The sequence below is a fragment of the Subtercola sp. RTI3 genome (assembly GCF_035018625.1).
GTDB lineage: Bacteria > Actinomycetota > Actinomycetes > Actinomycetales > Microbacteriaceae > Subtercola > Subtercola vilae.
Map to the genome: position 1 here is coordinate 1 of NZ_JASJXO010000003.1, position 26,615 is coordinate 26,615.

Genomic DNA, 26,615 nt, shown 5'->3' on the forward strand with positions numbered 1-26,615 from the left:
AGATGTGTATAAGAGACAGGTACACAAAGCGACCAAAAGCGCCATCCCCTACGCGAAAAATCTGCCCAGGGTTAGGCTTCTGCTACTTCTCAGAGCACCGGGAGTACGCACGACATTCACTCCGGTCCTGCTCCAAGGGCCGGAGTGATCGCAGACCCAACTGACAGCGCCATGCCCTCCGGGGGGGCTTGGCAATTTCACAGGCATCACATCAGACCGGGGGCCGGTTTTGACGCTCAACATTTCAGTTCTCGGCGGATTCGCCCTCGTCGACGACCTCGGTGGCCCGTATGCCGCCGCATCGGTGAGTTCTCGCCGGTTGCTTGCATTCCTGGCACTGCGACCGCGCGAGAATCTGCGCATCGCGGTTGCGGGTGCCATGTGGCCCGATGTGACCGAACACAAGGCGGCGCTCAGCCTGCGGGCGACGCTGGCGCGAATGGATGCCCGTTCCCGCGAACTCGTCACCGTGGCATCCACCAGCCTCGGTCTCGCAGCGAACGTCGAAGTCGATCTGCGGTCGTCGCACGCGTTGGCGTTGAGGCTGTTGCCGCGCGAAGCACTGCCGAACGTGGCCGACATCAACCCGGCCGCCGTGGCGGCTCTCTCGGTGGAGCTGCTGCCCGATTGGTACGACGATTGGGTGCTCGCGGCTGCCGAGGATTGGCGGGGTCTCCGCATGAACGGTCTCGAGGCGCAGACACGATTACTCGTGGCGGCCGGCCGGTTGCCCGAAGCGGGCGTCGCGGCACGGGCGGCGATCTCGGTCGAACCACTGCGAGAGAGCGCCCAAGCCGCTCTGATCAGGGTGCATATCGCCGAGGGCAACCAGTCGGAGGCGTTGCGGGTCTTCGACCGCTACAGCGTTCTGCTGAACGGTTCGCTCGGGCTGGCTCCGACGACGCAACTGTCGACTCTGGTGCGCGACATCACGCGCTGAGTGATAACTTGCACGGTCATGTGCAAGTTATTACACTGGGACGTGTGAATGATTTCAGCGCATCCCGCGCCCCGCGCCGCGACGCCACCGAGAACCGCCAGGCTCTGCTCGACTCCGCTCGCCTGCTGCTGAACCGCGACCCCGACACCTCGCTCGAAGCCATCGCCGCCGGCGCCGGGCTCTCCCGCCGCTCGATCTACGGGCACTTCGCCACGCGCGACAAACTCATCGTGGCGCTACAGGCCTCGGGCAGCGAACGAGTGATCGCCGCCCTGGCCGCCGTCGATCATCCGGATTCCCGTATCGCCATCGCCCTCATCGGGGCACGCCTCTGGTCTGAGGTCGAACATGTGCGGGTCATGGCGCAACTCGCCGTTCGCGGGCCGCAACGTGAGCTGTTCGGCGAAACCCTCGCGCCACTGCGCGCCCAACTGCTGGCCATCGTGCGCCGCGGCGTGGAGTCGGGGGAACTTCGCCCCGACATCGAACCCGGCACGCTCGCTCGCCTGATCGAGGGCGCGGCGCTGAGCGTACTCGACGAGGCCGTTCGCCACAGCCTCTCGCGCGCCGAAGGGCACCGCCTCGTCATGCTTGCCGGCCTCGGTGCCGCCGGCCTCTCGTGGCGCGAAGCCACCGCCGTCGTCACCGACAACCCCGAGCTGCGGCTCATCGAGGAGAAGACGTCATGAAGGTCATCCTGAGCGCCGTCTCGAAGGGCGAGAACGGGCAGAACCTGCCCGAGACCTCGCTGAGCTACGAGAGCGGCAGGGTGACGCTCGCCGTCGTCGAGACCGCCCAGCGACCCACGCTTCTCGCCCTCATGGCGACGGGTCGGATGGCCCCGGATGCCGGTACCATCACGTTCGACGGCGAACCCGACTCTGAGGCGCTGCGCGCCTCGACCACCATCGTCGATGCTCCCGACGCGAGCGAGCATGTCGGCGATCTCAAGCTCACCGCGGTCGTGCAGGAGGAGCTCATGTTCGCCGGGCTTCCTTCCGGGCGCGCTGCCACACTGCGCGCGATCGACGAGTTGGACGCCACCGAATACGCGACCTGGCAGCTCACGAACATCCCCGTGGCGGTGCGGTTGCACGTACTCGGTGAACTCGCGGCGGCACGGCCGGGCATCCGGGGCCTCGTGCTGACGACGCCCGACCGCCACGGCGGTGACCCGGCCGAATGGTGGCCCACCGCGGCGGAGTTCGCCCGGCGCGGGCTGGCCGTGCTGCTCATCGTGAGCCACGCCACGGCCGACGATCTGCGGGGCGAGGTGGAGGCGCTCGAGAGCGAACGGCTGGCCGCGCTGGCCGCCGCAGCCGAGGAGCAGCGGCTGGCCGAGTTGGCCCGGCTTGCCGAGCTCGAGGCCGAGTCGGCGGCGTTGGCCGCAGAGCCGGCACCGGCACCCGTATCGGCATCGGCATCGCCCACAGCAGCCACAGCAGCCACAGCAGACACAGCATCGACAGCAGCACCAGAATCGAAGGAACGCGCATGAAGATCGTGACACTCGTTCGCACCGAGTTTCGCCGGCTGACCGCCACCGGGCTCGCCCGTCTGGCTCTCGTAGCTCTGATGCTCGTGCCCGTCATCTACGCGGGGCTCTACCTCTGGGCCAACAGCGACCCCTATGGCAATGTGAAGAACATTCCGGTCGCGCTCGTGGTCGAAGACCAGGGCGCCACCCTCAACGGCGCCGCCGTGAACTACGGCACGCAGGTGCACGACCAGTTGGTCGCCGACGGCAGTGTCAAATGGATCGACGCGAGCGCCTCCGACGCCGCAACCGGCATCAAGAACGGCACCTACGACTTCATTCTGACGCTCGGCCCTGACTTCTCGAAGCTGCTCACCTCGTCGGGAACGGCCACGCCCGAGCAGGCCGTCGTGCAGCTCACCACGAACGACACCAACAGCTTTCTCGCCTCGACCATCGCCGCCACGGTGGCCGAGAAGGTGCGCCTCAGCATCTCCCAGCAGGTCGGTGAGGCTGCGGCGCTGCAGTTTCTGAACGGGTTCTCTACGATTCACGACAACCTCGCGACGGCGGTGTCCGGGGCGAATTCACTGGCCGACGGCACCGCTCAGGCACAGACCGGCGCGGCCTCGCTCGCGTCGGGTGCGGCAACAGCGAACACGGGGGCACAGGCGCTGGCCAGCGGTGCCGCAGAGGCGTCGGCGGGGGCATCCACTCTCTCGACGGGTGCACAGACTGCCGCGAACGGGGCTTCGGCCCTCGCGTCTGGCGCCTCGAAGACGAACGACGGCGCCCAGGTGTTGAGCTCGGGGCTGTCGTCGCTGCAGAGCCAGTCGTCGAGCCTGCCCGCGCAGACCGCGGCCCTCGCGGCCGGGGCAGCCCAGGTTGCGGCCGGCAACAAGACTCTGGCGAGCGACGTGGGGGTGGCCGCCGGCCTCGCCCAGGCTGCCGCCGACCAGGTACCCACGGCGCGCGCCAACATCGTGAACCAGCTCACCGCTCTCGGCCTCACGGCCGAGCAGCAGGCACCCATCCTCGCGCAACTCGACCAGGTGGGCACCGCCATCAACAATGGCAATGACCAGGTGAAGACGGCCCAAGACCAGGTGAACCAGCTCTCTTCTGGTGCGAACCAGGTCGCCGCCGGCACGCAGAAGCTGGCGGATGCCGCACCCGCCTTGAGCGCCGGCATCGCCTCCGCCGCCAGCGGCGCCGCGCAGGTCGCCGCCGGCACGCAGCAGGTGTCGACCGGGGCATCCTCGCTCGCCACCGGAACAGCCCAGCTCGCCACCGGCGCTGCCGCCCTCGCCAGCGCGAACCAGCAGCTCTCCGACGGCGCCACAACCCTCGCCGGTGGAACACAGCAGCTCGCCGACGGCAGCAGCACGCTCGCCACGGGGGCCACCCAGCTGAACACGGGCGCCGCGCAACTGCGTGACGGGCTCGTGTCGGGTGAGGCGCAGGTGCCGAACTACAGCGCCGACCAGCGACAGGCCGCCGCAGCGACCATCGCCACCCCTGCCCGCGTCGATACCGACACCGTGACGAAAGCGACGACCTACGGCGCCGGCATGGCCCCGTTCTTCATCAGCCTGGCGGCCTGGATCGGCATCTACGCGCTGTTCCTCATCATCAAGCCGCTCTCCCGGCGCGCGCTCACCGCGATCAAGGCGCCGCTGCGTGTCGTCGCGGCGGGCTGGCTCGCGCCCGCGCTGCTCGGCGCGGTGCAGATGGCCGCGGTGTACTTCGTTGTCACCGTGCTGCTCGGCTTCACCGTGGCGAACCCGGCCCTCATGCTGCTGTTCATGATGTTCACGTCGGTCACGTTCGTGGCCATCATTCTGGCGCTGAACGTGTGGCTCGGCAGCGTGGGGCAGTTCCTCGGGCTCGTGCTGATGGTGCTGCAGCTCGTGACGGCCGGCGGAACGTTCCCGTGGCAGACGCTGCCCGGGCCGCTCGCGGCGCTCCACCACGCGCTGCCGATGAGTTACGCAGTCGACGGCATACGCCAGCTCATGTACGGCGGCGACCTGTCACTCGCGCTGAACGACGTAGGGGTGCTTGCCGTGTGGCTGCTCGGAGCCCTCGCCTTCACGTACTTCCTCGCCGGGCGCACCACCCGGTCGCGCACGCTGCGCGACCTGCGGCCCTCGCTGATCGGCTGACCCGCACCGCACTGCACGGCACCGCACCGCACGCTCCAGCAGCTAGCTGACGTGCACCGAGATCGTGTGGTAGCCGGTGGAGCCGTCGGGCGCGGGCGGCGCCTGGTCGGCGGTCTGGGTGTAGCCCGAGGCGTCGGTGGCCCGCACAGCGATGGTGTGGTCGCCGGCGGTCGCGTTCCACTGCAGCACCCACTGGCGCCACGTGTCGGCCGAGATGGCGTCGGCAAGGGTCGCCTCGGCCCAGGCGCCGTTGTCGATCCGCACCTCGACCCTGGCCACGCCGGTGTGCTGCGCCCACGCGACCCCCGCGATGGCGACAGCGCCGGCAGCGAGCCCGGCATTCGAGCGCGGGGTGTCGATGCGCGACGACGTCTTCACGGGGCCGAGGGCGTTCCAGCCGCGCGGGGTCCAGTAGCCCATGTCCTGGGCGAAGGTGGTGACCTTCATCTCGACGACCCACTTGGTGGCCGAGACGTAGCCGTAGAGGCCCGGCACCACCATGCGCACGGGAAACCCGTGTTCGACGGGCAGCGGCGCCCCGTTCATCCCGACAGCCAACAGCGACTGCCGGTTCGTGTCTTGCAGCACCTCGAGCGGCGTGCCGGCCGTGAACCCGTCTGAGCTGCGCGACAACACCATGTCGGCTCCCGCGGTGGGTTTCGCCCGCGTGAGCAAGTCGCGAATGGGGTAGCCGAGCCACAGCGCAGTGCCGATGAGATTGCCGCCCACCTCGTTCGAGACGCAGGTGAGAGTGGTGGCGTTCTCGACGAGCGGCAACGCGAGCAGGTCAGCGAACGAGATCTCGACCTCGTTCTCGACCATGCCGATGATCTTGAGGCTCCACGTGTCGGGGTTCAGCTGCGGAACCTGCAGAGCCGTGTCGATGCGGTAGAAGTCGGCGGCCGGCGTGATGACCGGGCTCAGGTTCGTCAGCCCGAGTTCTGCTCCGCTCGGGATGCCCGGGGCCGGTGTGGCGGCGACCGGCAACTTCAGGGCGGCCCGGGCGGTACTCACGGCCGCAGCACCTGCGTTCATCGCACGGGCTCCGATGCCGGCCACAATGGACACCGCTCCCGCCACACCCAGGAACACCAGGAATTGGCGCCGCTCGAGCGCGGCCGGCCCGGTGCGGGCGGTCGCCTGCTTCGTCGCCTTCGCCCGCGAACCCGCCTCGCGCGTCTCCCACCGGCCGAGTCTCAGGTGCAGCGACCGCAGCACGAAGACCCCCACGATCATGCCGATCACGGTGGGAATGGCCGACAGCACCGTCGCGCCTGACCGGGTGGTCACGGCGATCACCGCGATGGCGGAGAAGGCGACGAGCACGACGGTTCCGTAGGGCGGTCTGCGCTGCTCAAGCAGCCCCGCGGCTGCGGCGCCGACCACGACCACGATGCCGAGAATGCTGAGGAGCGCCGCCTTGTCACCGGTACCGAAGAGCGAGATGGTCAGCTCTTTGACCCCCGGCGGCGCCAGGTCGATGACGAGCGAACCCACCGCGAACAGCGGGCTGCTCTCGGCATCGACGAACGCAGCCACCACCTCGGCAACGGCCAGAACGCTGAGAGCAGCGACGATTCCCGTCAGGGCAGACCACACACTTCGTCGCATGGGCTCACACTACGCTCGCCAGACGTGGGGCAAGCTGACCGTCACCTGCACGCCTGTGCCGTCCCGAGCATCCGGAACCCCGCACGAACCGCTGCCGACCGAACGCTCAGCCGGCCACCGGATGCTCAGCCCCGCGTCACGGCGCAGGCCACACCAGGGTCGTGCCGTTGTAGATCGCCTTCACCACCGACGTGTCGGCGAACGCGCTGATGTCGGGAACGCTCGCCAGCTGCTTGCTGTCGACGAGAAACGCGGCCTCCTTCGCCATCAGATCGGTGTTCAACGACCCGAGCGGGGTGCCGGCCGGCTGCGACGACGCGACGAGGCCGCTCTCGGTCTGCCAGACCGCGAGGTTGTGGGCCACGTCGTAGCTCGCTCCGCCACCGGCGAGCGCGGCAGCGTCGTTCACGCACTCCGACGCATTCGTAAGGCAGTAGTCGTAGGCGTGAAACGCCGCGCGCAGAAAGTCTTCTGTGGCGGTGGGGTTCGCCGTCACGAACGCGGGGTTGGCCGCGACCGTGCCGAAGGTGCCGGGTATGCCATAGTCTTCGGGGTTCCAGAGCTTCACTGTGTCGCCGTCGGCCTTCAACGTGAGCGGCTCGTTCGACTTGTAGCCGGTGAGCGACTGCACCTGCCCGCGCGGCAGAATCGTGGGGTCGTAGCCCACCACGACCTGCGTGATCTTCGACACATCGACGCCATTCTTCACGAGCATGGCCTGCAGCTCGGGCGGCAGTTGGCCCTTCTGGCCGAGAGTCGTGCCCTCGAGCTGTTTGAGGTCGGTGACGGTGGTGGCGGTCATCAGCGTGGTGATCGGCACCTGGCCGTACGTCGCGATGGCTGTGACATTCACTCCGTTCGCGCGGGCCAGCAGCAGATCGCCGTCGCCACCCAGATCGGTGAGGGTCGCCGTACCGGCGGCCACGAGCTGCGCGTTGCCGGCGGTGTCTCCGGTGCCGGGCTGGATCTTCACGTCGAGGCACACCGCAGCGAAGTAGCCGAGCTGCTTCGCCGCCAGAATGTCGAGGATCGACGCCGACGCCTGGTACTGAAAGCCGGTGACGTACGTGAGGGTGCCCGCGGCCTTGTTCTCGGCGCACCGGGCGGCCGAGACTGCGCTGCCCGGCGAGACCGAAGGGGCCGGGGTGCTGTTCGACGAGCATCCGGTCAGCACTGCGACCATCGCTACGACGAGGGCGAGAACCGGGAGCGCTGTTGCTCGAAGGGAGGGCATGGGTGTCTCCGGGTGTGGGCCAGCATGAGGAGGAGCGCGAAGAGTTTCGGGAATCTCAGGCTACTCGCGTTTGAGCAGCTGCGATTCGTGCCAGCGCAACACCCGCCGTTCGAGCAGAGTGACCAGCAGCAGAAGCACGGCGCCCATCAGGGCGAGGCAGCCAATCGCGGCGTACACCACGGCCAGGCGCGAGTTCGAAGAGGCGACGCTGATGACGGTTCCGAGGCCTTGGGCGGCGCCCGGTGCCGAGAACTCGGCCACCACCGCGCCGACCACCGAGAGCGGGAACACGACCCTCAGGGCCGCGAAGACGAACGGCAGGCTGGAGGGCATCCGGAGCCGCAGCAGCACCTCGAGGCGCGAGGCCCGCAGCGTGCGAAAGACCTGCAGCACAGGAGGAGACACCGAGTTCAGCCCGGTGATCAGGTTCATCAGAATGGGAAAGAAAGTGATGAGCGCGGTCACGATGAGCTTGGGTGCCGGGCCGAAGCCGAACGCCACCACCAGGGCGGGTGCGATAGCCACCACGGGGGTCACATTCAGCACCACGGCGAGCGGCATGATGGCCCGCCGCAGCAGCCCCGACTCGGTGACGAGCACGGCGACCACGAACGCGGCGACGAAGCCGATCACGAGCCCGATCAGCGCCTCGGCCAGCGTGACGCCCGCGTTCTGCAGATAGAAAGCGGGCTCGGTGATGACGGCCATCGCCACGGCCCCGAGCCGCGGCAGCAGATAGGTGTTGTTGATGGCCACGAATTCCCAGACGAGCCCCGCGACGACGACGGCAACGACGGCGGGCAGCCAGAAGCCCGGTCGCAGCAGCCTCGAGCGTTGCGGCTCGCTGGGGCGACGGGTACGGCTACCGGATGCCCGGCTCGCGGCCCCGTTCGCACCACGATTCGCGCCGCCGCTCACCCCGCCGCCCGCGCTCATCGCGGCGCCCACGCGGTCTGCAGTTGTGCCCGCACCCGGTCTTCCCACAGGTGCAGCGCTGCCGACTCGAGCAACCCCTGCCGCCGCGGGCGCGGAAGGTCGATGTCGATCACGGCGTCGATATGCCCCGGCCGGCCCGACATGACCACCACGGTGTCGCTCAGCACCACGGCCTCTGCCACCGAGTGCGTGACGAACACCACCGTTGTGCGCTGCCGCTCCCAGAGCTCGAGCAGCTGAACCTGGGCGGCTTCGCGGGTGAACTCGTCGAGGGCGGAGAAGGGTTCGTCCATGAGCAGAACGTCGGCGTGAATGGCGAAGGCGCGCGCGAGAGCCACGCGCTGCTGCATGCCACCCGAGAGCTCGTGCGGCAGCCGCCCGAGCGAGTCACCCAGCCCGATGGTCTCGAGAATGGCGATGGCATCGGCAGCCGCGCCGTCTCTGGCTGCGGCGCGGGAGGGCGCGGCAGCCCGATCGATGTGGCCGGGCAGACGGCGCCGCAGGGCATCCGCCCGCCTGTTCAGTTTCGATGGCAGCGTGACATTCTGCAGCACCGACAGCCACGGCAGCAGCGCCGGAACCTGCGGCACGAAGCCGATCATCTTCACGGCGCACGCCTCATCGGGGTCGGAGCCGAACACGCTCACCTCACCCGCGTCGGCCGTCTCGAGGCCGGCGATCAGGCGCAGTAGCGTCGACTTGCCGCACCCGCTCGGGCCGATGATGCTGACGAACTGCCCGCGCCGCACCGTGAGGTCGACGTTCGAGAGGGCCTCCACCTCGGCCGCGCCGGAGCCATAGATTTTCGACGCCCCCGACACCACGATCTCGTCGGTCGGGGCCGCGCGCCCGGTGGATGCCATAGTCGCAATCTTAAGCGGCTCGGCTGCGCGTGACGCCCCGGCCGTAACGTTCACCGGTCGCAGTGCCCGACGTCATCGCTACGGCGTCGCCGTCACCCGGCGGGCGGGCCGGATGTTCTCCCCCGCGCTCTTCGACAGCCGAAGCGCCTCAGCAGAGGCCACGAGCGTCAGCACCGCCACGACCAGAAAGCTGAACGAGAACGACCCCGACGGCAGCAGGCTTCCCGTCGGCACCGACTCCCCCGCCCGCAGCGCCACCGCAGCGACGGCCACGCCGAAGCCGGCCGCCACTTGCTGCAGCGTCGAGGCGAGCGTGTTGGCCGCGGTCATCTCCGCCTGCTCGATGTCGGCGAACGCGATGGTGTTGTACGCCGTGAACCCCACCGACCGCACCACTCCGCTGAACACCATCAGCACCACCACCACGACCAGCGGCGTCTCGCGGGTGAGCAGCGCGCAGAGCACCATGCTGAGCGCAGCACCGCCGGTCGCCCCGAGCAACACCGAACGAAAGCCGAACCGGCGAAGAAGAGGCGTGGTGAACGGCTTGATGCCGAGGTTGCCGACGAAGACGAAGAGAACGAGGGTTCCGGCGAGCACCGGCGAGTAGCCGAACCGGTCTTGAAAGAGCAGCGGCAGCAGAAACGGCATACTGCTGATGGTCATGCGAAACATGGAGCCGCCCGCGTGCGAGAGCCGAAAGGTCTCGATGCGCATCGACGAGAGCCGCAGCAACGGATATCGGGCGCGCAGAAAGTGCACCGTCGCGCCGCCCACCAGAGCGAGCCCGAGCGCCGCAAGAAGCACCAGCGCGATGACGTTCGTGTCGCCATCGGCGAGCAGCGACCCCACGTAGACGAGCACTCCGAGCCCGAACCCGGTGAGTAGCACACCCCACCAGTCGAGTGCCGGCGACGCCTCCGGCCCCGCGGCGCTCCGGTCGTGCGGCAGGATGCGCAGGGCAACCACGAACGCCGCCACCCCGAGCGGCGCATTGATGAGAAAGATCCAGTGCCACGTGGCGTAGGTGGTGAGCAGTCCGCCAGCCAGTGGAGCGACGACGGGCGCCGCGAGCGCCGGCCACGTGAGCAGGGCGATGGTGCGAATCAGGTCGGCCTTCGAGGTCATCCGGAGCACAGCGAGCCTGCCGACGGGCACCATCATGGCGCCGCCCGCGCCCTGCAGCACACGAAAGGCCGTGAGCTCGGTGAGATTCTGGCTGAGCGCGCACAGAATGGATGCTGCGGTGAACACGGCGATCGCTGTCAGAAAGACCGGGCGCGCGCCGAACCGTTCGCTCAGCCAGCCGCTGAGCGGAATCAGTACCGCGAGGGTGAGCAGGTACGCAGTGATCGTCACCCCGACCGCCAGCGAGGGTACGCCGAGCGAGACACCGATGCTGGGCGCTGCCGTAGTGAGGATGGTGCCGTCGAGGTTCTCCATGAAGAAGGTCGCGGCGACCAGTAGGGCGATGTTTCGCTGGCGGTGCGGATGCTCGCTAATGCTTTGCTCCGAGCTCGAGCAGCAGCACACCGCCGATGACCAGAACGATTCCGCCGATCTGCATCCACGACAGAAACTCTTTGAACACGAGCCAGCTGATGATGGTCACCGCCACCACTCCCACGCCCGCCCACACGGCGTACGCGATACCGAGCGGCACTCCTCGGCTGAGCGTGACGCTGAGAAGCACGAACGACGCCACATAACCGACCACGACGACGAGGTAGGCCCACCACCGGTTCGCGAGCGTCACGCCCTCCCCCGACGTGAATTTCAGGAACGTCGTGGCGACGACCTCCGAAGCGATCGCCAGTGCCAGAAATAGATACCCCACGCGCTCAGCCTAGGCGTGAACGCCCGGCGGCACCCGCGGCGCGGGGCCTGAGTGCGCGTGGTGCGCGTGGTGCGCGGTGCGCGTGGTGCGTGGTGCGCGTGGTGCGCCCTCCGATGCGCCAGCCAGGCCACCCGGCTCATCCGTTCGCCTCATCCGGCCCCGACTCGCGCTGAAAAACGCAATCGTGATGTCGTCATCGTGCGGGGTAACGGAGCAGGGCTCGTGCGTAGTATTCATCACTGGCGGTGAGGCCTGATCGAACTGCCGCGTCGCCGTTCGCGATGTCGGATTGCGCCCAGACCGCTACTCCGTTCGCGTCAGGCGTTCGGCCCAGATAGTGCGAGTACATCGCGGTGACACGGGTGCTGGCCGCCTCCACGGAATCATAGATATTGTTGACGACCCACCCACGGTCGAGAGGCGGTACATAGCCCGGATGCGCGAGCAGGAAGTCGTGCGGCACGGCCGCGTTGGCGCGGCGCTGGGCCATGTCCGCCCAGAAGAACTGTTCCGAACCCGAGGCGGTTCGCCCCAGAACCTGCTTGTACACATTGGACACCCAGTAATAGAAAGCCGTCCAGGCTGGGTATCCGTTGTCGGTCTTGTTGAAGAACTCGTCTGAGACGAGGAAGTTCTTCTCGACGTCGTCGGTCGCGAAGATGCCGCGGTGCATGCCGTCGAGCCAGCCTTCCGCTCCCCCCGGTTCGGGAGTTCGGCCGAGTATCGTGCGGTATGCGTTGTCGATACGAATCATCCGATACTCGTCGCTGTCGACGAAACCTTCTGCAACAATGCCGCGGTCATTCGTTCGCCCGAGCGCACGCGACCATCCGGTGATTTCACTCGCCACGGCCTTCCGGTTCAGGATGTCGGCGTAGAGAGCATTGACGAATGCACCGACCCCGCCAGACACACCGGGGGTTGTTGTTCCCGTGCGAGTAAGCGTGAACGCTTGCGTCGCCGGCTGACCCTCTGCGACAACAACAGTGGCCGGTGCCGGATCGTCGTAACCCGCCGCCCCGCGATAGTGCACGCTGATCTTGTAGGTGCCGGGATAGACGCTTATGAACACCTCAGAGCCATCAACTATCTGCATGCTCCGATCGAACGAATCGACCCACGTGTTGTTCGACGGGTCGAGAGCGTTCAGATAGAGCTCGAAAGGAAACTGGTCGCATCCGTCGCAGCTCACTGGCACTGTCAGGGTTGTGAGGCGGTAGATCGTCTGGTCTACATGAGCCTTTGCTTCGCCCTCTGCCAGAGTGAGCGAGTCGTTGCCGGACGGGTGCGATGCATCTTGACCCCACCACTCCATGAAGCTCGACCCGTCAGCGCGACTCCCAGAGAACATCAGGCCAAATAGTTCGCCGGCCGGAAGATTGCTCAGCGTGTAGCTGCCGTCTGGGCTGCCGACCGCGGTGTAGTAGCCCGTCGCGGATTGGATCTCGGCCGTGAATGTGGCGCCCGCCATCCCCGAACCGTTCAACGTTCCACCGATGGAGGCGGTCGCCGCCGGTTGGGCTGAGGAAACGGCCTGCGCCGGAGCGACCGCGAACGTCGACAGTAAGGCGACCAGGAAGAGCGACAACGTGGCGCGCGACATTTTCTTCATTCGAGTGACTCCCCATGCCATCAGATCCGACAAGGGCGCCCTCACGGATGAGCCTCAAAAATACCACGTTGGCCCGTTTTCGGTGAAGAAAGAGTCGCCTTCCGCCATTGGCTCTCTGGTCAGCCCGCCAGCGGCGGAAAGGAGACGTGCTGCAGCACCCAGGCGTGCATGGCGACGGCGGCCGCCGCGGAGGCGTTCATCGAGCGGGTCGAACCGAACTGGCTGATCTCGACGGTTGCCGAGGCGGCAGCGAGGGCGGCGGACGAGAGGCCCGGACCCTCCTGCCCGAAGAGGAGCACGCAGCGCGACGGCATGGCGAAGGTCTCGATGAGTACGCTGCCTTCGACGTTGTCGATCGCGACGATGGGCAGGGCCTCCGCCGCCGCGAATGCTGCGAAGTCGTCGACCGTCTCGTGGTGCCTGATGTGCTGGTAGCGGTCGGTGACCATGGCTCCGCGCCGGTTCCAGCGCTTACGCCCGATGACGTGCACGGTGTCGGCGGCGAAGGCGTTGGCGCTTCGCACGATCGAGCCGATGTTCATGTCGTGCTGCCAGTTCTCGATGGCGACATGAAACGGATGCCGGTGGGTGTCGAGATCCGCAATGATGGCGGTCATCGACCAGTACCGGTAGCGATCGATCACGTTGCGCGAGTCGCCGCGCTCGAGCAGCTCGGGGTCGTACTGGTCGCCCTCCGGACGCTCGCCGACCCACGGCCCCACCCCGTTCGTCGTGAGTTCGACCGACGGGTTTGCAGCGGGCGGAAGCGAGGCATCTGACACGCAACCACGATAGCCGCAACCCCCTCTTCAGATTGTTAGATGCATCTAACTTATTGTGCAATACTGTCGAACATGACGACGGTCGAGGTGAAGGCGCCAGAGCAGCGCACACCCAAGCCCGCCCGACTGCTCTTTCTGCTCGGCCCGGCCTTCGTGGCGGCGATCGCCTACGTCGACCCGGGCAATGTTGCCGCGAACCTCACGGCCGGAGCACGTTACGGGTACCTGCTGGTGTGGGTGCTGGTGATGGCGAACGGCATGGCCATGATCATCCAGTACCAGTCGGCGAAGCTCGGCATCGTCACAGGCAAGAGCCTGCCCGAACTGCTCGGTGAGCGACTGGGCACGCGCGGGCGGCGGGCGTTCTGGGCGCAGGCCGAACTGGTGGCGGCCGCGACCGACCTCGCCGAGGTCATCGGCGGCGCCATCGCACTGCAGTTGCTGTTCGGGCTGCCGTTGCTTCTCGGTGGGCTGATCGTGGGTGTGATCTCGATGATCATTCTCGCCGTGCAGTCGCGCCGCGGTCAGCGACCGTTCGAGACCGTCATCATGACACTGCTCGGCATCATCGCCGTGGGGTTTCTGGCCGGCCTCGTGGTGAGCCCGGTGAGCTGGGGCGACGCGGCGGGCGGCCTGGTGCCGAAGTTCGATGGTGGCGAGACGGTGCTGCTCGCCGCGAGCATGCTCGGCGCCACGGTCATGCCGCACGCCATCTATCTGCACTCCTCTCTCGCCCGCGACCGTCACGGCAGAGCGCTCGATGCCCACGCTCACCGCCCCACGGGCATCCGGCGCCTGTTGCACGTAACCCGCGTCGACGTTCTGGTTGCACTACTGCTCGCGGGCGCCGTGAACATCGCCATGCTGCTCATTGCCGCCGCGAACCTGGGTGGGGTCGACGGCACCGACACCATCGCGGGTGCCCACGCCGCCATCACCGCCGCGCTCGGGCCGGTCATCGGCGTGATCTTCGCGATCGGGCTGCTCGCCTCTGGCCTCGCGTCGACGTCGGTGGGCAGCTATGCCGGGGCCACCATCATGGCTGGGCTGCTGAAGGTGCGTGTTCCGTTGCTGCTGCGCCGCGTCATCACGCTCATCCCGGCGCTGCTCATTCTCGGCCTCGGAGTGAACCCCACCTGGGCACTCGTGCTGTCGCAGGTGTTTCTGAGCCTCGGTATTCCGTTCGCTCTTGTTCCGCTGTTCAGGTTGACGGGCGACCGGATGCTCATGGGAGCGTTCGCCGACCGACTCCCCTTACGCGTGCTCTGCTGGGCGGTCGCGGCGCTGATCGTCTGCCTGAACGTGGCGCTCATCGCGCTGACCGTCACCGGGTCAGGCTGAGCCCCGCTCACGCAACAGGAGCGGGAGCAGGAGCAGCTAGCGCTTCTTGAGGGCGGCGACGAGGTCGGCCGGGCGATCGGTTCGCACGGTGTAGACGGTCTCGGCCGCTGGCCCAGCCGCGCCCGGGCCCGGCTGACGCGTCACGACAACGCCCGTGCCCGACGACAGCAGCAGGCCGCGCCGATTGCCCGGCAGCACGCGGTACCCCACGCCGCCGAACTCGCGGGCGATCATGTCGACCGCCTTAGCGCCGGCCACCTCCGAGCGCGCGAAGCGAACGGTGAACAGCGGGGCCAGTGCGAGCGCCACCTCGGCCACGGTCACCTCGACCACGATGCGAACCACGAGCAGCAGGATGCCCACTGCCAGCAGCACCACCGCCCCGACCACGGCGGCAATCGCCCCGCCGCCCTGGAACGAAGCGGGGTCGATCACCGTGGCGTCGACGACGAGCAGCACCGCAGCGACGAGAACAAGAACCCCGGCCATCCGGAGCCAGATCGGGCCACCGGACACCTCGCGAAAGAGCGGTTCGCCCGTGCCTGCCGAGCTCATGCGCCCTCGACGGTGACCCACACCGCGTCGCTCGCCCGCTGCCCCAGCTCAACGGCGATGCCGTCGTCGCCGAGGCGCACGGCCACGTCTCCCGCGAAGGTGCGGTGCTCGTCGACCGTCAGCCGAACGTCGAGCAGCACGCCCTTGTCGGCCACGTACCGGAGTAGCGCCGGGTCGGCATCGGAGATGCGCGAGACCACGAGCGAGTGCCCGGGCTCGGCGTCGCTGAGACGCACCGCGTCGGGCAGGTGCGGCCGACCGTCGGCCGAGGGGATGGGGTCGCCGTGCGGGTCGCGGGCGGGAAAACCGAGGTGCCGGTCGATGCGGTCGACGAGCGTGTCGGAGACGGCGTGCTCGAGAACCTCCGCCTCGTCGTGCACCTCATCCCACGCGTAGCCGAGCACTTCGACGAGAAAGGTCTCGACCAGGCGGTGGCGGCGCACCATGTCAATGGCGACCGCTCGGCCCGCCGCGGTGAGCTCGATGCTGCCGTAGGGCTCGTGCTCGAGCATCCCGAGGCCTGCCAGCTTACGAATGCCATCAGAGACCGTGGCCGTGCTGACTCCTGTGCGTTCAGCGAGCTGTTTGACCGTGACAGGCGACTCCGCCCACTCAGAGGCGGCCCAGATCACCTTCAGATAATCTTGGGCCGCATTCGTCAGATTGGGCAGCGTCATGCCCCCATTCTATGATTGCCGCCGAATGCATACTCGGTACAGAAATTCAATCCCTGCCAAGAAGTAGTTAGCTTCAGTAAATTATTTTTGTGCCCATCGTCAAGCGTATTTCGCCCCTCTCCGCCGCCGCCCAGAACACCCCGACCAGCTCCTACTCTCGAATCGTTCGCCACGGTGGCAACCAGTATTTCGCGACAACGCAGATGGCAGAGATCTTTCGCACCCACGCCGATGAGATCGTGGCCGAGAACCGTACTGAGCTGGTTCCACTGCTGCACAGCACCGGTGTCGAGCTTCTGCTCGTGAGCCCCTCGACGGTTTTCGCGGTGGTCGCGATCGAAGTCGGCCGCCTCAGCGCGGTATAGCAAGCGCACAGGCCCGCACCAGCGCGCACGCAGGCCGCTCGCAGTACCCTAGAGGCGAGCACCCGTGCACCCGAAGGAGCGCTATGTCCCGCCGTGACGAAATCGAATGCTGGCTGACCGACATGGACGGCGTTCTCGTCCACGAGAACCAGGCCCTTCCCGGCGCCGCTGAGCTGCTGCAGCAGTGGCGAGACGAAGACAAGCCCTACCTCGTGCTGACGAACAACTCGATGTTCACCCCGCGCGACCTCAGCGCCCGGCTGCTGGCGTCGGGGCTGACGGTTCCCGAAGAGTCGATCTGGACATCCGCCCTCGCCACCGCAGCCTTTCTCAAATCGCAGCAGCCCGGCGGCTCGGCCTTCGTCATCGGCGAAGCGGGCATCACGACCGCCCTGCACGAGGCCGGCTTCATTCTCACCGACACGAACCCCGACTACGTGGTCGTCGGCGAGACGCGCAATTACTCGTTCGAGGCCATCACCCGGGCCATCCGCCTCATCTCGGCCGGCGCCCGGTTCATTGTGACGAATCCGGATGCGACAGGGCCGAGCGCCGAGGGCCCGTTGCCGGCCACCGGTGCGGTTGCCGCCCTCATCACCAAGGCCTGCGGCAAAGAGCCGTACGTGGTCGGCAAGCCGAACCCCATGATGTTCCGCTCGGCGCTCAACAAGATCGGGGCGCACTCGGAGAACACCGGAATGATCGGTGACCGCATGGACACCGACGTGGTCGCCGGCATCGAGGCGGGCCTGCACACGATTCTGGTGCTCACCGGCATCAGCGACCAGGCCGAGATCGACAAGTACCCGTTTCGCCCCGACGAGATCTTGAAGGGTGTCTACGAGCTGGTCTCGTCAGAACCGGTGGAGTCCGACGCGATCTGATTTCGCCGTTAGGGGTGAGTGAGGCCGGCCGGGGTCACACCCCGCCGCCGCCTCCGCCGCCACCACCGCCACCCGAGAAGCCGCCACCGCCCGAGCCGCCGAACGAGCTGCTCTGCGTACTCGCGGCCAGGCTCGAGTCGACCACGTTCGACAGTGACCCGATGCTCGCCACGAAGAACGCCGCGTTGAACGCACCGACGTTGCCGCCGTACCAGGCCGGCTGCGTACCGAGGTTCTCGTAGTACGTGCCGAGCACCTGCGACCATTCGGTCTCGAGGTTCAGCAGCACCGCATACGGCAGCAGCTTCTCGTAGATCTTCACCACTTGGCCACGATCGGGAGCGCTGACCTGCGTCTTGAGGGCCCCCTCGGGGCTCTGCAACATGGCGAACCGGTCTTTCTCCGCCAGCCGGATGTAGAGCTCAAGGCCCTTGATGTAGTCGCGCAGCTCGGCGCCCTTCGGCGTGAGCGGCTTCTTCGTTCCTGCGACGAACGCCACCACCACCGACAGAGCCGCCAGCGCCAGCAGCACGTACGGCACCGCCCCGCCGTAGTCGCCGTTCACAGCCAACGTGAACATGAAGAACGCAAGCCCGGCCATGACCACAGCGGCCACCACAAAGAGGCCACTGAACAGCCCGACGCCGCCTCGCACGTACCCCTCGGTCACCGCGAGGCGCTTCGTGGACTGCACGAGCGACGAGATGCCCGAGCTGAGCGCGGTGTCGTGGCGCTCGAGCTGCTTCCACGCGCCCGGCGTCAGGGTGTCGCCGAACAGCACACGAGCGAGTGCGAGCTCGGTGTCGTCGAGACCCTGTACACCGACGAGTCGCAGCCAGTACGTCTTCGCGCCACGGCCATCGTTCTGCTGTTCGACGATCTGAATGTTTCCGCGCACCGCCAGGCTCACAAAACTCGCGGCGGGCGCCCGATCGGACTGCTTGTAGACGGCCGACGCCAGCAGCAGGTTCACGCCCTTCGGCGGTGTGTACTCGGCAATGATGGTCGGCCGCCCGGCACCGTCTTTCAGCGCGGTGAGCCGGTAGGCCATGGCCCCCACCGCGGCCAGTACCGCCAGAGTGACGAACACGAGCTCGGCGATCGCGGCGCCCGAGGCGAAGAACGAGTCATCCCGAGCCGTGAACGTGCCGGCGGTGAACCCCACCACCACGGTGACGTTCTCGCCGATTCCCAGCGCCTGGCTGGCCGTCGTCACAACGCTGCCACCGGCAGCCGAGTCGGTGCCCACCTGAATGTCACAGGTGTTCGTCGAACCGGTGACGCCTCGGTAGCAGGCGTTCTTGCCCGTCAGGTTCGAGGCCAACGCGGCCGGAACATGCACGGTGGCCGTCGCGCTCGTGAACGGCTGCTTCCATGCCGTGCCGTTCGTGTCCCAGTAGAACTCGTCGTCGTTCGTGTCGGCAAAGAACTTCGTCACGTTGGTCTGCGTGTAGGTGAACTCGTAGGTCTGCGCGCCGTGCACGAAGTTCGCGTCAGCCACCGTCACGAGCAGCAGGCCGCTCTGCGAGTCGGTCGTGAAGCTTCGCGGATGCCCGGCGCCGTCGGTCACCGACACGATGTTCACCTCGGTGGGGTGCCCGTCGTACTTCTCGGGAATCGCCCGCTGGATGCCGTGGTTCTGGTCGCCGGCCGGAAACTGGGCCACGAAGGTCTCGACCGTCGACAGCGTCGAATGCCCGGCCGAATCGCGGCCCAGCGTGAAGTCACCGTGGTAGCTGGTGAAATCGAACGAGTTCGCGTCGCCACGCACGGCACTGAGGGGAGCCGCCGCACCGGCCGCACCTGGCACCGCGGCATTCGCCGCCCCACCGCCTGCGAGCGCCAGCACTCCCGCCACGAGCGCCGCCGCAGCCGCCCTTCGCACGATCGATCGAATCGCCACAGCGCGCCTTCTGCCTTTCGTCATGAGAAGCCCTCAGCATAACGCTTGAGCCCCTCGAACCTACCCGCTGAAAGCGGGCCCGGCAACGTCGCAGCTGAGGCAGCGCCCGACGACCTGCTGAGGAAGCAGTAGAAGTTGCGCTCGTTGCTTCAGGGTCAACTCAACCCGAGGTCGTCGAGCCCGATGGCGTAGTAGTAGGGGTAGCCGGCCGCCTCGATGCGTGCGCGCGCCTCGGTGTCGCGGTCGACCACGACGGCCACACCCACCACGATGGCGCCGACCTTCTCGAGCGCCTCGATGGCTTTCAGCGGCGAACCGCCGGTGGTCGAGGTGTCTTCGATTACCACCACGCGCTTGCCTTCGAGGTCAGGGCCCTCGACCTGCTTGCCGCGGCCGTGGTCTTTGGGCTCCTTGCGTACGACGAACGCGTCGTACGTCGCGCCGCGCGCCGCACCCTGGTGCAGAATGGCGGCAGCAACGGGATCGGCGCCCATGGTGAGCCCGCCCACGGCGAACACATCGGGAATCTCGGCGATCACGTCGAGCATGACCTGCCCGATGAGCGGGGCAACGCGGTGGTCGAGGCTGACTTTTCGCAGGTCGACGTAGTACGTCGCCTTCTTGCCGCTCGTGAGGGTGAAGTCGCCGTGAAAAACTGCTTCGTCGGAGATGAATTTGATGAGTTTGTCGCGTGCATCGGTCACGGCTCAACCTTATCGCGCGCAGCAAATAGGCTGGGGGCATGCGTGTTGCCACCTGGAATGTGAACTCGATTCGTGCCCGCGTGGGCCGCGTGACCGACTGGTTGGTGCGCGAAGACATCGACGTACTCGCCATGCAGGAGATCAAGTGCAAGGAGACGCAGTTTCCGTTCGAGCCCTTCGCTGAGGCCGGTTACGAGGTCGAACTGCACGGGTTGAACCAGTGGAACGGCGTGGCCTTCGCCAGCCGCCTGCCGATGGAAGACCTGACGGTGGGCTTTGAGGGCGTACCTGGTTTCGGCAAGCCCGACGAGAACGGCGCGCTGCCGGCAGAGGCGCGCGCGCTCGGCGTGACGGTTAACGGGGTGCGGCTCTGGAGCCTGTACGTTCCGAACGGCCGTGACCTCGAGAACGCTCACTATACGTACAAGCTCGAGTGGCTGAAGCAGCTGGCGGTCGACACCCGAAAATGGATCGCCGAGTATCCGGAGCAGCCCCTCGCTCTCATGGGCGACTTCAACATCGCGCCGCTCGACACCGACGTGTGGGATCTGGCTGCCTTCGAGGGCTCCACCCACATCTCGCCCCTCGAGCGTGCAGCGTTCGCCGAGTTCGAGGCGCTCGGCCTCGCCGACGTGGTGCGCCCGCTGGTGCCCACGGGCTACACCTACTGGGACTACAAGCAGCTGCGCTTTCCCCGAAACGAGGGCATGCGCATCGACTTCATCATGGGCTCCCCCGCCTTTCAGCAGCTGGTCTCGGATGCCCGCATCGACCGCAACGAACGAAAAGGTGACGCCCCCAGCGACCACGTGCCGGTTGTGGTCGACCTCGAGCTCGATACCGAAGACGACGACGACCGCCCGATGATCTTCGGCTGACGCTGCCAGGTCACTGCGGCCCGAGCAGCCTGGCCACCACCAGCAACACAGGAACCGAGGCGATGGTGCTGAGCAGCACCACGTCGCGGGCGACGACGATGCCCACCTCGTACCGGTGCGCGAAGTTGAAGATGTTCTGGGCCGTCGGAAGCGCCGCGAGCACCACCACGCCGAACAGGTGCACGCCGTCGAGGTTCACGAGGTAGCGCCCTGCCAGGTACGCGACCACAGGCATCACAATGCTTTTCAGAACCGTGGCGGTGACGATTTCGCGTCGACCGGTTCCGGGTGCGAGCGGGCGCTGGCCTGAGAGCGACATTCCGAACGTGATGAGCACGAGCGGAATTGCCGAGCCGCCGATCAGCTGGAACGGCTGAAGCAGGGCATCCGGCATCTTCCAGCCCGACAGCGCAACGATGAGCCCGGCGATCGAGGCGATGATGATCGGGTTGCGGAGCGGCTGGGTGACGATCGAGCGCACCGACACCGACCCTCGGCGCGACGCGTCGAGCAGGGTCAGAACAAGCGGCGCGATCACGATCAGCTGCAGCATGAGCAGGGGCGCCACGAACTGCGGATCGCCCAGCACGTAGGTGGCCACCGGCAGCCCGATGTTGTTCGCGTTCACGTACGACGACGCAGCGGCGGCGATGGTCGTCTCCGCGACGCCGCGACGAAAGAACAGCCGCGACAGCAGCACGAAGATGCCCGCCGTCACCACTACAGACAGCAGTGTCACGACCAGGAACGACGAGAAGATCACGTGCACGTCGGCGCGGGCCAGCACGGTGAACAGCAGCGCCGGGCTCGAAACGAAGAAGGCAAGCCGGTTCAGGGTTCGCTGGGCTTCGCCCGGCAGGATGCCTGCCCGCTGAACCACGTACCCCACGAGGATGACGGATCCGATGATGGCGAAGCCGATCAGCACACCGCTCACAGGTCGCGACCCGTTCTGTTCACGTTCGACCTGCCAGCACGCGATCGGTCAGCCGACCAACTGCCCGCACGCGACCGGTCAGGCCACCAACCGCCAGCACACGACCCGTCATCAGCCCGTCGGCCCCCACGCCACGCCACTGGTCAGGGCGCCATGGCGGCCACCAGCGCCGACGTCAGGTACGGCGCAAGGGTGGTGGCGAACGTGTTCGTCAGGTGGTCTTGGTCGCGGTACACGTTGGCGCCACCGATGACCGCGTAGCAGTCGTTCGTGTTGCAGAACGTGCTGGTGAAGTCGAGCAGGGTGACCTTCTCGCCCGCGGCGATCGATGCGGCCGCGGCGACACCCACCGGTGGGTCTGCCACCAACCCGTCGGCGCGCGGCTCGACGCAGTCGGCTTCAGCCTCAGTTCGCAGGCACTTGTTGGGGTCGTCGCTCCACGCAGGGTTGTCGACCATGGTCACGACAGGGGTTCCCCTGCTCGTCACCTGGTTCCACGCGGCACTGAAGCCCGTGGCGAGAGCCTTACCTGTGGCCGAGGTGCCGGGCGCTCCGGCGTCGGCGAGCGCTGCCGTGAACACCGCGTCGTACGGTGCCACGGTGGCCAGCTCGGTGGTCAGGTTGCCCCGCCAGGTGTTGCACGAGACCGAGAACGCGTCGGCGCCCTGCAGTGCATCGGTGTTCCACGGGCAGCCGCCCTTGATGTAGGTGGTCAGCGCCCAGCCGTTGTCGGTGGCAAGCTGGATGAACGGCTCCAGCAGCGCGTACGCGTGCGAGTCGCCGATGAGCGCCACACGCTTCGCCGCCGGGTCGGTCGACCCGAAGTGGCAGGCATACAGCCCGGAGTCGTTCAGAGTCACCAGGCACTCGGGGTGCGCCGGGCGGTCGGCGTTGCCGAACCCGGGCGACGGGACGATCGTTCCGGCCAGCGCCGCATTCGAGCAGAGCGCAGCCGCTGCCAATGGTGCTGATGCTGATGCCGTCGTACCCGCCAACGACGTCACCACCGGCCCCGGGCCAGACGCGGCGCCGAAGCAGTCGGGCGGGCTCGCCACCGTCGAGGCCAGCTGATCAGCAGCGGCCTGGTATTTCGGCTGCTGCACGCCCCACACCCCACCGATGAGCAACGCCAGCACCGCCATGCCCGCGAGCATGAAGCTGAAACTGAAGCGGGGCTTTCGTGCGACCCAGAACCGCCATTGCCGAGCCGGGTCTTCGACGAACTTCTTCGTGAGCCACGCCAGCACGAAACAGATGGCGAGCAGCGCGATGCGGTTGTAGATGGAGAGGCCCCAGCCCGGCACAAAGGGCGCCACCACGATGAGCGGCCAGTGCCAGAGGTAGAGCGAATACGAGATGTCACCGATGAATCGCGGAACCCGTGAGGCGAGCACTCGGCCCACATCGAACCAGCGGCCACTCGGGTGCGACGCGATGATGGCCGCTGTTCCCAGCACCGGCACGAGTGCGGCATACCCGGGGAACGCGGTGTTGCGGTCGAACACGAAGGCCGCGCCGACGACCATCACGACACCCGCGTAACCCAGCAGGTTGCCTGCCCAGGCTCGGGTGGGCCGCAGGCGCGGGATGAGCGCGAGAATGGCGCCCGCCCCGAACTCCCACACCCGTGTGTACGTGACGAAGTAGGCCGTTGCCGGGTCGTTCTTCGTGAAGACGATCGAGAGCACGAGAGACACAACGCTCACCAGAACGACAAGTGTGATCATCGCGTTCCAGCGGCCCTTCGCCGCACCCGCCTTGGCGCTCAGGCGCTTCACTCCGAACAGCGACGCGGCCAGCAGCAGAATGGGCCAGATCAGGTAGAACTGCTCTTCGAGCGAGAGCGACCAGTAGTGCTGTACAAGCGACGCGTCGTTCGACGCTGCCAGATAGTCGACCGAGTTCGCCGCGAGCGCCCAGTTCTCGACGTAGAACGTGCTCGCTGCGATCTCTTTGACATTTTCGGCCAGAGCGCTCAACGGCATCACCGTGAGCGTCATGATCACGCTGAACAGCAGCACCAGCAGGCCCGCCGGCAGCAGCCGCCGCACCCGCTTCGCCCAGAACGACGGCAGTGTGATTCGGCCGGTTCGCTCGAGCTCCCGTGAGAGCTGCTGCGTGATGAGAAAACCCGAGATGACGAAGAACACATCGACGCCGATGTAGCCGCCGGTGAGGCGGCCCGGCCAGAAGTGGTAGATGACAACGAGCAGCACCGCGATGGCTCGAAGCCCCTGGATGTGCGGCAGAAAGTGCGCCGGAGCACCGCTCGGGGCGGCAGACCGGCCGCGAAGGCTCGTTGGTTGCATAGTGCCCCATGGTACTTCGACCCTTCTGTTCGAACCCTCCGCCGCATCGGCCTGTGCAGAACTCACCGCTGGTGCGTACCTGTGGGCGAAGAGGAATACTCCTTGGTATGGAGTTTCAGACGTCGCTCATCACCAGCGGAAAATCGGCCACCGGCATCGTGGTTCCACTCAACGTCTACGAATCTCTCGGCACGGCCAAACGGCACGCCGTGGTGGTCGCCATCAACGACTTCACCTACCGCAGCACCGTCACGCCCCATCGCCCGCGACGTGTTCGAAACGCTCTCGTACAGCAACAAACGCGGCTTCACCGTTGCCATCGACGAAGCCAAGACCCCCGAGACGCGCCAGCGCCGCATCGACAAGGCGGTCGCCTCGCTCGCCGATCAGCAGCCCGGCTAGTAACATCGCACCGTGACCGCACTGACGCCCTCCTCCTCTTCTGAACCCGCCGCGACCCCCGAGCCGCTCAGCTATTCGAAGAAAGACTCCGGCACCGGCAAGCTCACCGACTACCGCTACGACATGCTGCCGAAGAACGCGAAGGTCACCCTGCAGCTCGCTGCAAGCGATCCCTGCCAGCAGACCATCGCCGAGGTGCAGGCCAAGAACGTCTCAGACCTGCAGGCCTTCGTCGCCCGCCGTACCCTCGACGAAGAGCGCACCGACGCACCCGTGGCAGTTCGACTGTTCGTCGACTCCCGGATGACCGGGCTGGTCGGCTACGTTCCGAGAGGGCTCGAGGCACCCGTGCTCGACACCCTCACCCGGCTCGAGAATGCCGGCCGCACCGCACGCATCCCCGCCGAGATCGTGAAGACACGCAACGGGCTGCGAATCAATCTGTTGCTCGGCCAGACCCGCTGAACGCAAGTTTCTTCGGTCCCGCCCGGCATTCTCGCCGGAAACCCGCCAGATGCTGACGAAACGACGGCCGGAATCTTTCTAGGCTTCGGGTGAGCGCATTCGCACTCCAGCAGCAGGCCGACGGGAGGTTCTCATGTCTTCACGCACATCTTCTTTCACAGCAGATGCCATCACAGGCGAACCGGAGGTCGTCGAAGACCGCCACACCCTCGCCCTGCACCCCGCCTGGCACACCCTGAAGGCAGCCGTGGCAGAGCTTCGGCTGGCGCAGCAGCACGACGGGTCACTCGAAGACTCCGCCGACCGGGCTGAGGCTGCCGAACTGGTGGCCACGATCATCCGGAGCCTGCACGAACTTCAGCAGCCCTTCGCGCATGATGCGACCTACCTCGAAGCCAGTGCCGCCGACTTCGAGCGCTGGGCCGCCGACGGTTACGGTGTGCCCGACTTTCTCGACTCGCTCACAGCCTTTCACCCCGAATCGAACCGGGTCGACGGGCTGCGGCACGTGGTCGTCTTTCCCATGTACACGCAGAACGGCAGCCCCGACCGGCTCTTCGAGGCCGTCGCTGTCGAGGTGATCTGGCCCGAGTTCGTCGCCGAGCTCGAAGCCGGCGACTACTCGAACAAACTGTTCGTGCCCATTCGTTTTCTCGACTTCACCGAGGGGTACAACACCAATTCGGCCGTGCTGTTTCCTGAGACAGTGGCCATGCGGGCGATTCCCTCGTTCACCTGGGGCGCCATCTTCGCCGACCGCGAAGCCGCACGCTTTCGCCTCGTGGTGCAGGCCGCCGCCGAGACGACGCGGCTCGAACTGCCGGCCGACGCTGAAGCCCTGCTCTCCGACCAGCGGCTGGCCGAAGAGACCTTCGTCATGTGGGATCTCATCCACGACCGCACACACATGCGCGGTGACCTGCCCTTCGACCCGTTCATGATCAAGCAGCGCATGCCGTACTTTCTGTACACGCTCGAAGAGCTGCGCTGCGACCTCACCGCCTTTCGCGAAGCCGTTCGCATCGAGCGGGGCGCCGCCCTGCACACCGCGGCCGGTGAACCGCAGACACACTCGGCGAACGCCATCGCCACGGCCAAACGGGTGCAGTACGCCATTCTCTTCGACCGCATCTTTCGTTTCGCCCTCACCGGAGCCCGCGTACGCAACTACGACGGCCTCGGCGGCCAGCTGCTCTTCGCATGGCTGCACCAGCACCACGTTCTGCACTGGACCGACACCCGCCTCACCATTGACTGGCCCGAAATCGCCGACCAGGTCATAGCGCTCGGTGCCGAGATCGACGACCTCTACTGGCGTTCGATCGACCGCCCGAAGACGGCGCACTGGCTCGCCGCGTATGCCCTGGTCTCTGCGACCGTGACGCCGAACCCCGCTTCGGTGTGGGCGAAGGGGCCGGATGCTCTGCCCCTCGATGGCCCACCCCGAGGTCTCACCGACCAGGTGTTGCCCGACGAGTTTCCCCTGTCGATGTTCTACGAGGCGCTGCAGAAGAAGATGGGCGGCGTCATCGAGTCGACCGCGGGCATCACCGGCCACACGGCCCGCTGACCGCACACGGCGGCGGCTCGGCTCGGCTCGGCTCGGCTCGGCTCGGCTCGGCTCGGCTCGGCGAAGTATCCCCTCGCGGAGGCTCCTCTCGGCCCCTCAACCAATTCGAGTCGGCGGGCAGGGGTGGGAGCAGCCGGCGGCTGACACGCCGCGCCCGAACCTCAACCG

General features: G+C 67.0%; 25 protein-coding genes. 11 read left to right on the forward strand and 14 right to left on the reverse strand.

What is annotated here, in order from left to right:
- Positions 1-229 precede the first annotated feature (229 nt).
- Genes QN358_RS02070 through QN358_RS02085 form a run of 4 tightly spaced genes read left to right on the forward strand, consistent with a single transcriptional unit; the run spans position 230 to position 4,582 of the window.
- Complete coding sequence (locus tag QN358_RS02070) at positions 230-940, forward strand: bacterial transcriptional activator domain-containing protein (RefSeq protein ID WP_323511455.1); 711 nt, start codon at positions 230-232, stop codon at positions 938-940.
- A gap of 44 nt (positions 941-984) precedes the next feature.
- On the forward strand, positions 985-1,629 hold the full coding sequence (locus QN358_RS02075) for a TetR/AcrR family transcriptional regulator (RefSeq protein ID WP_136641458.1): 645 nt from the start codon (positions 985-987) through the stop codon (positions 1,627-1,629).
- Positions 1,626-2,438, forward strand: coding sequence for a hypothetical protein (locus tag QN358_RS02080; RefSeq protein WP_323511456.1), 813 nt, complete (start codon positions 1,626-1,628; stop codon positions 2,436-2,438). The genes QN358_RS02075 and QN358_RS02080 overlap by 4 nt, the downstream gene beginning before the upstream one ends.
- Complete coding sequence (locus tag QN358_RS02085) at positions 2,435-4,582, forward strand: YhgE/Pip domain-containing protein (protein WP_323511457.1); 2,148 nt, start codon at positions 2,435-2,437, stop codon at positions 4,580-4,582. Before QN358_RS02080 ends, QN358_RS02085 begins: the two co-directional genes overlap by 4 nt.
- A 42-nt stretch (positions 4,583-4,624) precedes the next feature.
- On the opposite strand, the gene QN358_RS02090 is transcribed toward QN358_RS02085, so the two are convergent.
- From QN358_RS02090 to QN358_RS02125, 8 genes are all read right to left on the reverse strand, one after another.
- Positions 4,625-6,193, reverse strand: a complete 1,569-nt coding sequence (locus QN358_RS02090; protein ID WP_323511458.1) for a molybdopterin-dependent oxidoreductase — start codon at positions 6,191-6,193, stop codon at positions 4,625-4,627.
- 136 nt (positions 6,194-6,329) lie between these two features.
- Positions 6,330-7,427: an ABC transporter substrate-binding protein gene (locus QN358_RS02095; RefSeq protein ID WP_323511459.1), complete on the reverse strand. Its 1,098-nt coding sequence runs from the start codon at positions 7,425-7,427 to the stop codon at positions 6,330-6,332.
- 60 nt (positions 7,428-7,487) lie between these two features.
- Positions 7,488-8,411, reverse strand: a complete 924-nt coding sequence (locus QN358_RS02100) for an ABC transporter permease (RefSeq protein ID WP_323511460.1) — start codon at positions 8,409-8,411, stop codon at positions 7,488-7,490.
- Positions 8,360-9,226 (reverse strand): ABC transporter ATP-binding protein, encoded by an 867-nt coding sequence (locus QN358_RS02105; protein ID WP_323511461.1) that lies wholly within the window; start codon positions 9,224-9,226, stop codon positions 8,360-8,362. Before QN358_RS02105 ends, QN358_RS02100 begins: the two co-directional genes overlap by 52 nt.
- Before the next feature lie 78 nt (positions 9,227-9,304).
- The gene (locus QN358_RS02110) at positions 9,305-10,669 is read right to left on the reverse strand and encodes an MFS transporter (protein ID WP_323511462.1); all 1,365 of its coding nucleotides are present in this window, start codon (positions 10,667-10,669) and stop codon (positions 9,305-9,307) included.
- A 55-nt stretch (positions 10,670-10,724) separates the two neighbouring features.
- Complete coding sequence (locus QN358_RS02115) at positions 10,725-11,063, reverse strand: DMT family transporter (protein ID WP_323511463.1); 339 nt, start codon at positions 11,061-11,063, stop codon at positions 10,725-10,727.
- 193 nt (positions 11,064-11,256) lie between these two features.
- Positions 11,257-12,675: a DUF4214 domain-containing protein gene (locus QN358_RS02120; RefSeq protein WP_323511464.1), complete on the reverse strand. Its 1,419-nt coding sequence runs from the start codon at positions 12,673-12,675 to the stop codon at positions 11,257-11,259.
- Positions 12,676-12,794: 119 nt separating this feature from the next.
- Positions 12,795-13,457 carry a TrmH family RNA methyltransferase gene (locus tag QN358_RS02125; protein WP_323511465.1) on the reverse strand — a complete coding sequence of 221 codons (663 nt, stop codon included), beginning with the start codon at positions 13,455-13,457 and terminating at the stop codon, positions 12,795-12,797.
- 72 nt (positions 13,458-13,529) lie between these two features.
- Between QN358_RS02125 and QN358_RS02130 the strand changes: the two genes are divergently transcribed.
- Positions 13,530-14,798 carry an Nramp family divalent metal transporter gene (locus tag QN358_RS02130; protein ID WP_136641448.1) on the forward strand — a complete coding sequence of 423 codons (1,269 nt, stop codon included), beginning with the start codon at positions 13,530-13,532 and terminating at the stop codon, positions 14,796-14,798.
- Between the two features lie 36 nt (positions 14,799-14,834).
- Here the strand turns inward: QN358_RS02130 and QN358_RS02135 are convergent, their stop codons facing one another.
- Positions 14,835-15,353 carry a hypothetical protein gene (locus QN358_RS02135; RefSeq protein WP_323511466.1) on the reverse strand — a complete coding sequence of 173 codons (519 nt, stop codon included), beginning with the start codon at positions 15,351-15,353 and terminating at the stop codon, positions 14,835-14,837.
- Complete coding sequence (locus tag QN358_RS02140; RefSeq protein WP_136641446.1) at positions 15,350-16,030, reverse strand: metal-dependent transcriptional regulator; 681 nt, start codon at positions 16,028-16,030, stop codon at positions 15,350-15,352. Before QN358_RS02140 ends, QN358_RS02135 begins: the two co-directional genes overlap by 4 nt.
- Positions 16,031-16,119: 89 nt before the next feature.
- Between QN358_RS02140 and QN358_RS02145 the strand changes: the two genes are divergently transcribed.
- A complete protein-coding gene (locus QN358_RS02145) occupies positions 16,120-16,395 on the forward strand; it encodes a hypothetical protein (protein ID WP_136641445.1) in 276 nt (91 codons plus the stop codon).
- Between the two features lie 83 nt (positions 16,396-16,478).
- Positions 16,479-17,279 (forward strand): HAD-IIA family hydrolase, encoded by an 801-nt coding sequence (locus QN358_RS02150; protein WP_136641444.1) that lies wholly within the window; start codon positions 16,479-16,481, stop codon positions 17,277-17,279.
- Positions 17,280-17,313: 34 nt separating this feature from the next.
- Here the strand turns inward: QN358_RS02150 and QN358_RS02155 are convergent, their stop codons facing one another.
- Positions 17,314-19,182 (reverse strand): DUF2207 domain-containing protein, encoded by a 1,869-nt coding sequence (locus tag QN358_RS02155; protein ID WP_136641443.1) that lies wholly within the window; start codon positions 19,180-19,182, stop codon positions 17,314-17,316.
- A 155-nt stretch (positions 19,183-19,337) separates the two neighbouring features.
- A complete protein-coding gene (gene pyrE, locus QN358_RS02160; protein WP_323511467.1) occupies positions 19,338-19,886 on the reverse strand; it encodes an orotate phosphoribosyltransferase in 549 nt (182 codons plus the stop codon).
- Positions 19,887-19,924: 38 nt separating this feature from the next.
- Between pyrE and QN358_RS02165 the strand changes: the two genes are divergently transcribed.
- On the forward strand, positions 19,925-20,764 hold the full coding sequence (locus QN358_RS02165; protein ID WP_136641441.1) for an exodeoxyribonuclease III: 840 nt from the start codon (positions 19,925-19,927) through the stop codon (positions 20,762-20,764).
- Between the two features lie 10 nt (positions 20,765-20,774).
- Here the strand turns inward: QN358_RS02165 and QN358_RS02170 are convergent, their stop codons facing one another.
- Positions 20,775-21,701 carry an AEC family transporter gene (locus tag QN358_RS02170; RefSeq protein WP_323511468.1) on the reverse strand — a complete coding sequence of 309 codons (927 nt, stop codon included), beginning with the start codon at positions 21,699-21,701 and terminating at the stop codon, positions 20,775-20,777.
- Between the two features lie 143 nt (positions 21,702-21,844).
- Positions 21,845-24,076: an acyltransferase family protein gene (locus tag QN358_RS02175; protein ID WP_323511469.1), complete on the reverse strand. Its 2,232-nt coding sequence runs from the start codon at positions 24,074-24,076 to the stop codon at positions 21,845-21,847.
- Positions 24,077-24,091: 15 nt separating this feature from the next.
- On the opposite strand from QN358_RS02175, the gene QN358_RS02180 reads away from it, so the two are divergent.
- From QN358_RS02180 to QN358_RS02190, 3 genes are all read left to right on the forward strand, one after another.
- Entirely contained in the window at positions 24,092-24,412 is a 321-nt protein-coding gene (locus QN358_RS02180; RefSeq protein ID WP_272898609.1) for a YdeI/OmpD-associated family protein, read from the forward strand.
- Positions 24,413-24,424: 12 nt separating this feature from the next.
- The gene (locus tag QN358_RS02185; protein WP_136641438.1) at positions 24,425-24,877 is read left to right on the forward strand and encodes a hypothetical protein; all 453 of its coding nucleotides are present in this window, start codon (positions 24,425-24,427) and stop codon (positions 24,875-24,877) included.
- 133 nt (positions 24,878-25,010) lie between these two features.
- On the forward strand, positions 25,011-26,447 hold the full coding sequence (locus QN358_RS02190) for a DUF6421 family protein (protein WP_323511470.1): 1,437 nt from the start codon (positions 25,011-25,013) through the stop codon (positions 26,445-26,447).
- The last annotated feature ends 168 nt before the right edge of the window (positions 26,448-26,615 follow it).

Excerpts from the sequence above, each read along its gene's own strand:
- QN358_RS02080 (WP_323511456.1), top strand. The coding sequence starts at position 1,626 with ATGAAGGTCATCCTGAGCGCCGTCTCGAAGGGCGAGAACGGGCAGAAC.
- QN358_RS02085 (WP_323511457.1), top strand. The coding sequence starts at position 2,435 with ATGAAGATCGTGACACTCGTTCGCACCGAGTTTCGCCGGCTGACCGCC.
- QN358_RS02090 (WP_323511458.1), bottom strand. The coding sequence starts at position 6,193 with ATGCGACGAAGTGTGTGGTCTGCCCTGACGGGAATCGTCGCTGCTCTC.
- QN358_RS02095 (WP_323511459.1), bottom strand. The coding sequence starts at position 7,427 with ATGCCCTCCCTTCGAGCAACAGCGCTCCCGGTTCTCGCCCTCGTCGTA.
- QN358_RS02105 (WP_323511461.1), bottom strand. The coding sequence starts at position 9,226 with ATGGCATCCACCGGGCGCGCGGCCCCGACCGACGAGATCGTGGTGTCG.
- QN358_RS02110 (WP_323511462.1), bottom strand. The coding sequence starts at position 10,669 with ATGGAGAACCTCGACGGCACCATCCTCACTACGGCAGCGCCCAGCATC.
- QN358_RS02120 (WP_323511464.1), bottom strand. The coding sequence starts at position 12,675 with ATGAAGAAAATGTCGCGCGCCACGTTGTCGCTCTTCCTGGTCGCCTTA.
- QN358_RS02130 (WP_136641448.1), top strand. The coding sequence starts at position 13,530 with ATGACGACGGTCGAGGTGAAGGCGCCAGAGCAGCGCACACCCAAGCCC.
- QN358_RS02135 (WP_323511466.1), bottom strand. The coding sequence starts at position 15,353 with ATGAGCTCGGCAGGCACGGGCGAACCGCTCTTTCGCGAGGTGTCCGGT.
- QN358_RS02140 (WP_136641446.1), bottom strand. The coding sequence starts at position 16,030 with ATGACGCTGCCCAATCTGACGAATGCGGCCCAAGATTATCTGAAGGTG.
- QN358_RS02150 (WP_136641444.1), top strand. The coding sequence starts at position 16,479 with ATGTCCCGCCGTGACGAAATCGAATGCTGGCTGACCGACATGGACGGC.
- QN358_RS02165 (WP_136641441.1), top strand. The coding sequence starts at position 19,925 with ATGCGTGTTGCCACCTGGAATGTGAACTCGATTCGTGCCCGCGTGGGC.
- QN358_RS02190 (WP_323511470.1), top strand. The coding sequence starts at position 25,011 with ATGTCTTCACGCACATCTTCTTTCACAGCAGATGCCATCACAGGCGAA.